10 protein-coding genes are annotated in these 11,943 nt (G+C 71.6%); 2 read left to right on the forward strand and 8 right to left on the reverse strand.

Features of this window, described 5'->3' with window-relative positions; all coding sequences use genetic code 11:
* Position 1 precedes the first annotated feature (1 nt).
* The 6 genes from rho to argS form a co-directional block, all read right to left on the reverse strand.
* Positions 2 to 1,936 (reverse strand): transcription termination factor Rho, encoded by a 1,935-nt coding sequence (rho, locus tag ACWEN0_RS01095; protein WP_451967778.1) that lies wholly within the window; start codon positions 1,934 to 1,936, stop codon positions 2 to 4.
* Between the two features lie 399 nt (positions 1,937 to 2,335).
* Positions 2,336 to 3,223, reverse strand: a complete 888-nt coding sequence (gene thrB / locus ACWEN0_RS01100; protein ID WP_451967780.1) for a homoserine kinase — start codon at positions 3,221 to 3,223, stop codon at positions 2,336 to 2,338.
* Positions 3,220 to 4,281: a threonine synthase gene (thrC, locus tag ACWEN0_RS01105; RefSeq protein ID WP_451967782.1), complete on the reverse strand. Its 1,062-nt coding sequence runs from the start codon at positions 4,279 to 4,281 to the stop codon at positions 3,220 to 3,222. The genes thrB and thrC overlap by 4 nt, the downstream gene beginning before the upstream one ends.
* Entirely contained in the window at positions 4,278 to 5,588 is a 1,311-nt protein-coding gene (locus tag ACWEN0_RS01110; RefSeq protein ID WP_451967784.1) for a homoserine dehydrogenase, read from the reverse strand. The genes thrC and ACWEN0_RS01110 overlap by 4 nt, the downstream gene beginning before the upstream one ends.
* Before the next feature lie 5 nt (positions 5,589 to 5,593).
* Entirely contained in the window at positions 5,594 to 7,024 is a 1,431-nt protein-coding gene (gene lysA / locus ACWEN0_RS01115; RefSeq protein WP_451967786.1) for a diaminopimelate decarboxylase, read from the reverse strand.
* Positions 7,025 to 7,027: 3 nt separating this feature from the next.
* On the reverse strand, positions 7,028 to 8,689 hold the full coding sequence (gene argS / locus ACWEN0_RS01120) for an arginine--tRNA ligase (RefSeq protein WP_451967788.1): 1,662 nt from the start codon (positions 8,687 to 8,689) through the stop codon (positions 7,028 to 7,030).
* Between the two features lie 196 nt (positions 8,690 to 8,885).
* Here argS and ACWEN0_RS01125 point away from each other — a divergent pair, with 196 nt between their 5' ends.
* Positions 8,886 to 9,689 carry a DUF3105 domain-containing protein gene (locus tag ACWEN0_RS01125; protein WP_451967790.1) on the forward strand — a complete coding sequence of 268 codons (804 nt, stop codon included), beginning with the start codon at positions 8,886 to 8,888 and terminating at the stop codon, positions 9,687 to 9,689.
* A complete protein-coding gene (locus tag ACWEN0_RS01130) occupies positions 9,686 to 10,399 on the forward strand; it encodes a DUF305 domain-containing protein (RefSeq protein WP_451967792.1) in 714 nt (237 codons plus the stop codon). The genes ACWEN0_RS01125 and ACWEN0_RS01130 overlap by 4 nt, the downstream gene beginning before the upstream one ends.
* Here ACWEN0_RS01130 and ACWEN0_RS01135 read toward each other — a convergent pair whose 3' ends face one another.
* Together ACWEN0_RS01135 and ACWEN0_RS01140 are read right to left on the reverse strand one after the other, a co-directional pair.
* Complete coding sequence (locus ACWEN0_RS01135; protein ID WP_451967794.1) at positions 10,400 to 11,320, reverse strand: cation diffusion facilitator family transporter; 921 nt, start codon at positions 11,318 to 11,320, stop codon at positions 10,400 to 10,402.
* Between the two features lie 154 nt (positions 11,321 to 11,474).
* The gene (locus tag ACWEN0_RS01140) at positions 11,475 to 11,894 is read right to left on the reverse strand and encodes a MarR family winged helix-turn-helix transcriptional regulator (RefSeq protein WP_451967796.1); all 420 of its coding nucleotides are present in this window, start codon (positions 11,892 to 11,894) and stop codon (positions 11,475 to 11,477) included.
* Positions 11,895 to 11,943 lie beyond the last annotated feature (49 nt).

Consider the following 11,943-nt stretch of genomic DNA (forward strand, 5'->3'; position numbering starts at 1 on the left):
CTCAGTCGTCTTCGCCGCCGCCGAGGGCGGTCTTCGAGACCTGCATGAGGAACTCGACGTTCGTCTTCGTCTTGCGCAACCGCGAGATCAGCAGGTCGATGGCCTGCTGCGAGTCGAGCGCGTGCAGCACCCGGCTCAGCTTCACGGTGACCGCGAGCTCGTCCGGCGAGAGCAGCAGCTCGTCCTTGCGGGTACCCGACGGGTTGACGTCGACGGCCGGGAACACCCGGCGCTCGGCGATCTTCCGGTCCAGCTTGAGCTCCGCGTTACCGGTGCCCTTGAACTCCTCGAAGATGACCGTGTCCATCGTCGACCCGGTCTCCACCATCGCCGTGGCGAAGATGGTCAGCGAGCCGCCGTTCTCGATGTTGCGCGCCGCGCCGAGGAACCGCTTCGGCGGGTACAGCGCGGTCGAGTCGACACCACCGGACAGGATCCGGCCGGACGCCGGGGCCGCCAGGTTGTACGCGCGGCCCAGCCGGGTGATCGAGTCGAGCAGCACGACGACGTCGTGGCCCATCTCGACCAGGCGCTTGGCCCGCTCGATCGACAGCTCCGCGACCGACGTGTGGTCCGACGGCGGCCGGTCGAAGGTCGAGGCGATGACCTCGCCCTTCACCGAGCGCTGCATGTCGGTGACCTCTTCCGGACGCTCGTCGACCAGGACGACCATCAGGTGGCACTCGGGGTTGTTCGTGGAGATCGCGTTCGCGATGTCCTGCATGATCGTGGTCTTGCCGGCCTTCGGCGGCGACACGATCAGGGCGCGCTGCCCCTTGCCGACCGGCATGATCAGGTCGATCACGCGGGTCGTGAGCTTGTGCGACTCGGTCTCGAGGCGTAGCCGCTCGTTCGGGTACAGCGGGGTCAGCTTGGTGAAGTCCGGGCGGCGCTTGGCCTCGTCCGGCTCCAGGCCGTTGATGGAGTCGACGCGCACCAGCGGGTTGAACTTCTGCCGCTGCTGCTCGCCCTCGCGCGGCTGGCGCACGACACCGGTGATGGCGTCACCGCGGCGCAGGCCGTACTTGCGGACCAGCGAAAGCGAGACGTACACGTCATTCGGGCCGGCGAGGTAGCCGGAGGTGCGCACGAACGCGTAGTTGTCGAGCACGTCCAGGATGCCCGCGACGGGCAGCAGGACGTCGTCCTCGCGGATCTCGGTGTCCGGCGAACCGCCGTCGCGCTGGCCGCCACCACTGCCCCGGCGGCGACGGTCGCGGAAGCGACGGCCGCGGCGGCCGCCTTCCTCGTCGTCGTCCTGCTGCTGGGCGCGGTTGTCCTGACCGCCGCCGCGGTTGCCGCCCTGCTGGCGGTTCCCGTCCTGCTGGCGGTTGTCGTTGCGGTTGTTGCCGCCCTGGCCCTGCTGGCGGTCGCGGTTGCCCCCGCCGCTCTGGCCCTGCTGGCGGTCACCCTGCTGCCGGTCGCCCTGCTGGCGGTCACCGCCCTGGCCGTCGCCGGCGGCGCGGTTCGACCCGCGGCGACGCCGGCCGCGGCCGCCCTCTTCGGGCTGGCCGTCCTGGCCCTGCTGGGCGTCCTGCTTGTCCTGCTGCGGGCGCTCGGCCTGCGGCTGGGTGTCCGCCGGCGCGGCGGCCTCGGCCTTGGGCTCCGGCTTGGTCTCGACCGGGGCGGCGGCCGCCTCGGCCTTGGGCTCGGCCTTCGGGGCCGACGCCTTCACCGGCTCGCCGACGCCCTCGAGGGGCAGCGTTTCGGCGGCCGGGCGCTTGCGCGACTTGCCCTGACGCTCGCGGATCGCGGCGATGAGATCGCCCTTGCGCATGCCCGTCGTCTCGCCGACGCCGAGCTCCCCAGCCAGCGAACGCAGTTCCGCCACGGTCTTCCCGGTCAACCCGCCGACCGTCTTCTTGGGGGCGGGGGTGGTGCCGTTCGACTCCGCGGCGCTGCTACCCACGTCGCTCAAAAGATCGGTGTTGCTCACACATGTCCTTCCTGACCGATCCACGCCTCCAGGCGGATCAGCGGACTGCCGCTCGCTTCTGATCGCGAACCGGCGTAACTGCCCCCCGATACGGGAGATGAGCTCTTCGGCCGTGCGAAACACAGCTGGAGCGCCTCCACCACAGGGGTTTGCGTCCTCCATTCGGAGGACACGGAATTCGGCACCGCCGAGACCGGAAACCCGCCTACGTTCCTCCGCGTTACCCCGCTTGCCAGGCGGTGCGGATTCGGCGGATCAACGAAGGATGCGATCCGGAGACCGGCATCGGGTGCGGAAACGCACGGTGATCGAACGCCCCCGAGGGTAGACCGCGCCGGTGCCGGGTGCAACAACCACCCCCCGCGTGGCGGGACCGGCCGCTGCCACGTGACCCAGCCTTTACTGAGCCGCAACCTGCACACCCGTGAGATCCACGGGCAGCTCGAAGACGTCGAAACCGTCAACGTCCACGCCGGGCGGGAGTATTCCCGTGGTGGTCAGCGCGAGCACCGTGGGACCCGCGCCGGAGACGGCGGCGGCCACGCTGCGTGCACGCAGCGTCGCCACCAGCTCGCCGCTCGCCGGGTACGCGGGGGCCCGGTAGTGCTGGTGCAGGCGGTCTTCGGTGGCCGCGAGCAGCAGCTCCGGCTTCGCGGTCAGCGCGTGCACGGCGAGCGCGGCGCGGCCGGCGTTGTGCGCGGCGTCGGCGTGGGGCACGGTCGCGGGCAGCAGGCCGCGGGTGGTCGCGGTGGCCGAGCGCACCGCGGGGACGGCCACGACCGGCCGGATCGACGCGTGCGGCGCGAGCCGCTCGGCGTGGAACTCGCCGCCTTCGCACCAGGCCACGACGAGCCCGCCGAACAGGCTCGCCGCGGCGTTGTCGGCGTGGCCCTCGAAGCCCGCGGCCAGCTGCAACGCGCCGAACGCGTCGATTTCACGGCCCGCCAGCGCGTACCCGGCGGCGACACCGGACACCACCGCGGCCGCCGACGAGCCGAGCCCGCGGGCGTGCGGGATCGCGTTGAAGCAGCGCAGGTGCAGGCCGGGCGGTTCGACGCCGAGGTGCGCGCAGGTCCGCCGGATCGCGCGGACCACGAGGTGCGTCTCGTCGGTCGGGACGTCCGCGACGCCACCCGCGCCCGCGTCGATCACCTCGACCTTGAGGCCGGTGTCGGTGACCCGCACCTCGACGACGTCGTGCAGGGCCAGCGCCATGCCGAAGGCGTCGAAGCCCGGCCCGATGTTCGCCGTCGACGCCGGGACGGTGACCTTGAACGCGGTCTTCACCGCAGGTCCAGCGCCGCCGCGACCGCCGAGGGGTCGACGGCCAGCGGCTCGACCTCGACGTTGCCCGCCAGCGCCGTCTGCGGGTCCTTGAGACCGTGGCCGGTGACGGTGCACACCACGCGGGAGCCGCGCGGCAGCCGGCCGTCGGCGGCCGTGGCCAGCAGGCCGGCCACGCTGGTGGCCGACGCCGGCTCGACGAACACGCCCTCGCGCCCGGCGAGCAGCCGGTACGCCTCGAGGATCTTCTCGTCGGTGACGGCGTCGAAGAGCCCTTCGGACTCGTCCTTCGCCTTCACGGCGGCGGTCCACGACGCCGGGCTGCCGATCCGGATCGCCGTCGCGATCGTGTCCGGGTCGCGCACCGGCTCGCCCAGCACGAGCGGCGCCGCGCCGGCGGCCTGGAAGCCGAACATCCGCGGGGTGTTCTTCACCACACCGTCGGTGGCGTACTCCGAATACCCCGCCCAGTAGGCGGTGATGTTCCCCGCGTTGCCGACCGGCAGGCAGTGGATGTCCGGCGCTTCGCCGAGGACGTCGCACACTTCGAAGGCCGCGGTCTTCTGGCCGGCGATGCGCACCGGGTTCACCGAGTTGACCAGGGTGACCGGGTAGTCGTTCGCGGTCTTGCGGGCCAGCTCGAGGCAGTCGTCGAAGTTGCCGTCGACCTGCAGGATCCGCGCGCCGTGCAGCACGGCCTGGGCGAGCTTGCCCAGCGCGATCTTCCCCTGCGGCACCAGCACGGCGCAGGTGAGGCCCGCGCGGGCGGCGTACGCGGCGGCCGAGGCGGAGGTGTTGCCGGTCGACGCGCAGATCACGGCCTTGAGCCCGCTGGCGAGCGCGTGCGTGATGGCCACGGTCATCCCGCGGTCCTTGAACGAGCCCGTCGGGTTCGCGCCCTCGACCTTGAGGTGGACCTCGCAGCCGGTCAGCTCGGACAGGTGCCGCGCGGGCAGCAGCGGCGTGTTGCCCTCCCCGAGCGTCACGACCTGCGCGCCGTCCGGGACCGGGACGCGGTCCCGGTAGGCCTCGATGAGTCCCGGCCAGGGGTGCCTGATCACTGGTCTTCGCCTTCCACCCGCATGACGCTGACAACTTCGTGGACGACGTCGAGCTTCGCGATCTCGTCCACAGTGGACTGCAGGGCCGCGTCCGGGGCCTGGTGCGTCACGACGACCAGGCTCGCGCGGTCGCCGACGTCGCTCTGCCGCACGGCCGCGATGCTCACGCCGTGCGCGGCGAACGCGTTCGCCACCTGCGCGAGCACCCCGGCGCGGTCGGCGACGGAAAGGCTTACGTGGTACCGGGTCGGCGTCTGGCCCATCGGCCGGACCGGCAGCGCGGCGTGCGCGGATTCGCGCGGGCCGCGGCCGCCGGCGACGCGGTTGCGCGCCACCGCGACGAGGTCGCCGAGCACCGCGCTCGCGGTCGGCGCACCACCCGCGCCCTGGCCGTAGAACATCAGCTCGCCCGCGGCGTCGGCCTCGACGTAGACGGCGTTGAACGCGCCGCCGACGCCCGCGAGCTGGTGGCTGCGCGGGATCATCACCGGGTGCACGCGGGCGGAAACCGACTCGACGCCGTCATCGTCGGCCACGCGCTCGCAGATGGCCAGCAGCTTGACCGTGCGGCCGAGCATGCGGGCCGCGGCGAGGTCGGCGGCCGTGACGTCCGCGATGCCCTCGCGGTGCACGTCCGACGCCGTCACGCGGGTGTGGAAGGCCAGCGACGCCAGGATCGCGGCCTTGGACGCGGCGTCGTAGCCGTCGACGTCGGCGGTCGGGTCGGCCTCGGCGTACCCGAGGCGGCTGGCTTCGTCGAGCGTCTCGGCGTAGCCGGCGCCGGTGGTGTCCATCGCGGACAGGATGTAGTTCGTGGTGCCGTTGACGATGCCCATCACGCGGGTGATGCGGTCGCCGGCGAGGGACTCGCGCAGCGGGCGCAGCAGGGGGATGGCCCCGGCCACCGCGGCCTCGAAGTAGAGGTCGGCGCCCGCGGCGTCGGCCGCCTCGAACAGGTCGGCGGAGTGCTCGGCCAGCAGCGCCTTGTTCGCCGTGACCACGGACTTGCCGGCCTTCAGCGCGGCGAGCAGCCAGCCGCGGACCGGCTCGATGCCGCCGACCAGCTCGACCACCACGTCGACGTCGTCGGACGTGACGAGCTTCTCGGCGTCGGCCGTCAGCAGCTCCGGCGGCAGCTCGGGGTGCTTGTCCGGGCGGCGGACCGCGATGCCGGCCAGCTCGACCGGCGCGCCCGCCCGCGCGGCCAGCTCACCGGCCTGCTCGGTGAGCAGCCGGGCGACCTCGCCGCCGACGGTTCCGCAGCCGAGCAGGGCGACCCTGATGGCCTTCTCCTGTGGGGCAGCCACTGTGTTCAGACCTCCAGGCGCAGCATGTCGTCGGTCGTCTCGCGGCGCAGCAGCAGCCGGGAGCTGCCGTTGCGCACGGCGACCACCGCCGGGCGCGGCTGCCGGTTGTACGTGCTCGCCATCGAGTAGCAGTAGGCGCCGGTCGCCGCGATCGCCAGCAGGTCGCCGGGAGCCAGGGTGTCGGGCAGCCAGCAGTCTCGTACGACGATGTCGCCGGATTCACAGTGTTTTCCCACGACCCGGGACAGCACGGCCGGGACCGGCTGGTCGTTGTCGGCCGCGGAGCGGGACACCAGCCGGACGTCGTACACGGCGTCGTAGAGCGCGGTGCGGATGTTGTCGCTCATCCCGCCGTCGACGCTGACGTACCGGCGCGCCGACTCGTCGCCGAGCGAGACGTCCTTGATCGTCCCGACCTCGTAGAGCGTGATCGTGCCGGGCCCGGCGATCGCGCGGCCCGGCTCGCCCGCGATGCGCGGCACCGGCAGGCCCGCGTACGCGCACTCCTTGCGGACGATCTCGCGGATCTGCGTGATCATCTGCGCCGGCGGGGGCGGGTTGTCCTTCTCGGTGTAGGCGATGCCGAACCCGCCGCCGAGGTCGACCAGGCTCAGCTGGTCCAGCAGCTCGGGCCCGTGCTCCTTGGCCAGGTCGGCGAGCAGCCCGACGACGCGGCGGGCGGCGACCTCGAAGCCGTCGGCGTCGAAGATCTGCGAGCCGATGTGGCTGTGCAGGCCGACCAGCTTGAGCGAACGCGCGTTGAGCACCCGGCGCACCGCTTCGGCGGCGTCGCCGCTCGCGAGGGAGAAGCCGAACTTCTGGTCCTCGTGCGCGGTCGCGATGAACTCGTGGGTGTGCGCCTCGACGCCGACCGTGACCCGGATCAGCACCGCCTGCACGACGTCGTGGCGCGCGGCGATGTCGGCCAGCCGGGCGATCTCGTAGTAGGAGTCGAGCACGATCGTGCCGACCCCCGCGACGACCGCGGCTTCGAGCTCCGCGGGCGACTTGTTGTTGCCGTGGAAGGTGATCCGCTCGGCCGGGAAGTTCGCGCGCTGCGCCACGGCGAGCTCGCCGCCGCTGCAGACGTCGAGGCTCAGCCCCTGCTCGGCCACCCAGCGGGCGATCTCGATGGAGAGGAACGCCTTCGACGCGTAGTGCACGAGCGTCGGGTCGTCGAACGCCTCGGCGTAGTCCGCGCACCGGGACTTGAAGTCGGCCTCGTCGACCACGAACAGCGGCGTGCCGTGCTTCTCGGCGAGCTCGCGGACGTCGACCCCGGCGATCCGCACGACGCCGTCGGCGGCGCGGAAGGTGTTGCGGGGCCACACCTTCGCGGGCAGCTTGTCGAGCTCTTCGGCCCCCGAGGGCTGGAGCCCGGAGGTGTCGGCGTGGGGGTAGACGTCGGCGTGCCTGGGGCCCGCGGGGTGCGCCATTTCTTACATCCGTTCCGGAGCGGAGACACCGACCAGCGCGAGACCGTTGGCGAGCACCACGCGCGCCGCCTCGCAGAGCGCCACCCGGGCGTGGTTGGCCGGCGTGGCCTCCTCGTCGCCCTTGGGCAGCACGCGGGCCTCGCGGACCGCGTAGAACTTGTGGAGCGCGCCCGCCAGCTCCTCCAGGTAGCGCGCGATCCGGTGCGGCTCCCGCATTTCGGCGGCGCGGCGCACGGTCTCCGGGAACTCGCCGATCGTGCGGATCAGGTCGCCTTCGACCGGCAGCGTCAGCAGGCCCAGGTCCACGTCCCCGGCGGACTTGAGGCCGAGGTCGTCGGCCCCGCGGAGCATCGTGCACAGGCGCGCGTGCGCGTACTGGACGTAGTAGACGGGGTTGTCGTTGGAGTGCTTGCGCAGCAGGTCCAGGTCGACGTCCAAAGTGGAGTCCACCGAGTAGCGGATCAGCTCGTAGCGGGCCGGGTCGACGCCGACCGCCTCGACGAGGTCCTCCATGGTGATCACGGTGCCCGCGCGCTTGGACATCCGCACCGGCTTGCCGTCGCTGACCAGGTTGACCATCTGTCCGATGAGGACCTCGACCGTCGCCGGGTCGTCGCCGAACGCGGCGGCCGCGGCCTTCAGCCGGGCGATGTAGCCGTGGTGGTCCGCGCCGAGCATGTAGATGCACAGGTCGAAGCCGCGGTTGCGCTTGTCCTTGAAGTAGGCCAGGTCACCGGCGATGTAGGCCGGGTTGCCGTCCTGCTTGATGACGACGCGGTCCTTGTCGTCGCCGTACTCCGTCGACTTCAGCCACCAGGCGCCGTCCTCGAAGTAGAGGTTGCCCGAGTCCTTCAGCTCCTGGACGGCGGCGTCGACGGCGCCCGACTCGTGCAGCGAGTTCTCGTGGAAGAAGACGTCGAAGTCGGTGCCGAACTCGTGCAGGCTCTGCTTGATCTCGCTGAACATCAGCTCGATGCCGATCCGGCGGAACGTCTCGTGCCGCTGCTCTTCGGGCAGGGAAAGCGCGCTCGGCTCGGCCTTGATGACCTCGGCGGCGATGTCGTTGATGTAGCCGCCCGCGTAGCCGTCCTCCGGGGCCGGCTCGCCCTTCGCGGCGGCGATCAGGGACCGGACGAAGCGGTCGATCTGGGCGCCGGCGTCGTTGAAGTAGTACTCGCGGGTGACGTCCCCGCCCTGCGCGGCCAGCACCCGGCCCAGCGCGTCGCCGACCGCGGCCCAGCGCGTGCCGCCCAGGTGGATCGGACCGGTCGGGTTCGCCGAGACGAACTCGAGGTTGATCTTCGTGCCGGCCAGCGCGTCCCCGCGGCCGTACGCGGCGCCGGCGTCGAGGACCTGGCGCACGATGTCGCCCTGCGCGGCCGCGGCGAGCCGGAAGTTGAGGAAGCCGGGGCCCGCGACCTCGGCCGAGTCCACGCCGTCGTCCGCCGAGACCGCCTCGGCCAGCGCCTCGGCGAAGTCGCGCGGCTTCAGGCCGGCCTTCTTGGCCACCTGCAGGGCCAGGTTCGTCGCGTAGTCGCCGTGGTCGGGGTTGCGCGGGCGTTCGATGGTCACCTGCTCCGGCAGCACGGCGTCGTCGATTCCGCGTGCGGCGAGCACCTGCACGGCGGAGCTGCGGACCAGGTCGGCGAGAGCGGCGGGAGTCACTCGTCGAATTCTAGGTGTGCCCTGGTGGGGCGCTTTCATCGGTCTCGGCCACGTCACGGCGCGCATCCCCGTGAGGTGTTAACGGTGATCAGACGGGTGGTCTCTACACTGGCCGGGGCGGGAATCCGTCCGCAGCCACCAGAGGGAGAACGCGGGAGCCATGGCGAACGGGACAACTCGGAAAAAGGGGTCGGCGGTGAAGGCGGCCCGCGGTTCCGTGGTGAGCAAGAAGGGCACGCCGTGGGGCACCATCATCGCCGTCGTCGCCATCGTGGCGCTGGCCGCCTCGGTGATCACCTACTACATGGTGAAGTCGGCGCCGAAGCGCGACCAGGCCGACCGTGAAGCCGCCGCCGCCGCGTTCGCGCCCAGCGCGCAGGACCCGGACCCCTCGAAGCGCATCCCCGGCGTGATCACCGCGACCTACACCGGCAGCGTCCACGTCCTCCCGACCGAGCGCGTCGCCTACGACCACTCGCCGCCGTTCGGCGGCCCGCACGACCAGACGTGGGCCACCTGCACCGGCATCGTGTACCCGAACGCGGTCCGCACCGAGAACATGGTGCACGCGCTGGAGCACGGCACCGTCTGGATCGCCTACAACCCGCAGCAGATCACCGGTGACGCGCTGAACCTGCTGAGCGTGCGCGTCAAGGACAAGCCGTTCACGATCATGTCGCCCTACCCGGGCCTCGACAAGCCGATCTCGCTGCAGTCGTGGGGTCACCAGCTCAAGCTGGACGACGCGAACGACCCCCGCATCGACGAGTTCATCGCGGCCCTGCGCAGCAACCCGAACGGCGTGTACCCCGAGGTCGGCGCGTCCTGCGACGCGGTCCCCGGCCAGTTCGACCCGGACAACCCGCCGCCGTTCGACCCGTCGAAGCCCGGTCCCGACGCCAAGCCGATGGACTACAAGGGCAGCACGTCCGCCCAGGGTGAAGGCGGCATGAGCCAGCAGCCGTCCGCCCCGGCGCCGTCGGGCAAGCCGTCCCAGTGAGCACCGAAGCCGACCTCGACGCGGAAGAGGCCACCGAGCAGCCGACCTGGTCGCGCTGGGTGATCATCGGCGGGACGCTGCTGGCGGTCCTGCTGATCGGCGCGACGGCCGGGATGTTCATCACCCGCGCCGTCGACGAGCCGGCCACCGCCACCCCGGCGGCCGGCTCGGTCGAGGTCGGCTTCGCGCAGGACATGTCGACGCACCACCTCCAGGCGGTCACGATGGCGGGCATCGCCCGCGACCGCACGACCGACCCGGAGATCAAGCAGCTGGCGTTCGACATCGAGCGCACGCAGCTCGAGCAGGTCGGCCGCATGAAGGGCTGGCTCATGCTGTGGGACCAGCCGGAGCAGCCGATCGGCGCGCCGATGCAGTGGATGACGGAACCGATGCCGGGCCACGACGGCATGTCGATGGCCCCGTCGTCGGTCAACCCGGCGGGCGGCGCGCTGATGCCGGGCATGGCGACCGACAAGGAGCTGGCCAAGCTGCGTTCGCTGTCGGGCCGCGAGTTCGACGTCTACTTCCTGCAGCTGATGCTCCGCCACCACCAGGGCGGCACGTCGATGGCCCAGTACGCGTCGGCGCATTCGACGCTGCCGGCGTTGAAGGCCCTGGTGAACAGCATCCTGACGTCGCAGGGCGCGGAGATGGACCAGATGAAGCTGATGCTCTCGGGCCGGGGTGCCCAGCCGCTGCCCGCCTAGCTACCAGCTGAGCTCTTGGCAGCGCCGCGCGCACTGCGGCGCTTCCACCTGCAGCGTCGCGTGCTCGATGGCGTACCGCGAGGCCAGCAGGTTCTGCGCTTCCGTCAAGACGTCCGATTGCTGTGCGGGCGGCGCGAGCGTCAGGTGCGCCGAAGCCACCTCCATGCCCGAGGTCAGCGTCCAGACGTGCAGGTCGTGCACGTCCGCGACCCCCGGCAAGGCGGACAGCTCCGCGCTGATCGCCCCGACGTCGACCCCCTGCGGCGCGTGCTGGAAGAGGATCCGCAGCGCCCGCCGGGCGAGCGTCCACGTGCGGGGCAGCACGAACAGCCCGATCGCGACACCGATGATCGGGTCGGCGTAGCGCCAGCCCGTCAGCAGCGTCAGCGCGCCGCTGACCAGTACGCCGACCGAGCCGATCAGGTCGGCCAGCACCTCGAGGTACGCGCCGCGGACGTTCAGGCTCTCCTTCGCACCGGAGCGCAGCACGGCGAAGGACACGATGTTGGCCGCGAGCCCGGCCGTCGCGGCCAGCAGCACCGGCAGGCCGGGCACCGCGGGCGGGTCGCCGATCCGGCCGATGGCCTCGACCAGGACGTACCCCGCGACGCCGAACAGCAGGACGGCGTTCGCGAGCGCGGCCAGCACCTCCGCGCGGTACAGCCCGAACGTGCGGCTGACGGTGGGCCCGCTGCGGCGCGCCAGGACGATCGCGGTCAGCGCCATGCCGACCCCGAGGACGTCGGTGAACATGTGCGCGGCGTCCGAGATCAGCGCCAGCGAGCCGGTCGTGAAGCCGACTACGAACTCCAGCACCATGAATCCGGCGCCGATGCCCAGGGCGATGGTCAGGCTCCGCACGTACCGGCCCGACGCGCTCGCGGGCGCGCTCACGTGCCCGTGTCCGTGGCCGTGTCCCATTTCGCCTCCGCTCCCGGTTCTGCGTCCAGGCCAAACATATAGTCGAATGCGCATATATGCAACAGAGGGCAGCCTAAGTTCACCCACCCGAAAGCTACTCCGCGGGCCGATGCCGACCAATCCACCAGCCGGGGTTTCCCGCCAGGCGGACTCGTTACGCTTCGCCGCCGACCATCCGCCGCAGCAGGTCGCGCAATCGGACACGGTCTTCGGGACCGAGCGCCGCCAGGGGTTCCGCCGCGAACCCCAGCGAGCGGCGGAAGTCGCGCGCCAGGACCGCACCCGCGGGCGTGGCCACGATGTTCTTGATCCGCCGGTCGCGCTCGTCGGCCCGGCGTTCGACCAGGCCGCGCGCCTCGAGGCGGTCGATGATCCCCGTCACGTTCGAGCGCTCGGACTTCAGCTTCTCGGCGATGCGGTGCATCGGCAGCGGCTCCCCCAGCGCTTCGAGCACCTTGGCCTGCACGGTCGTCAGCCCCAGCGCGGCCGCCGCGGACTCGTAGGAGCCGACGAACCGGTCGACGATCCGCGCGAGCAGGGCGACGACGTCGTCGGTGATCGGGTCAGCGGTCATCCACTGAGTGTAGGCCGGTAGTTGATGACATGAACCATCCATGCCTATA

The organism is Amycolatopsis sp. NPDC004378, assembly GCF_053602455.1.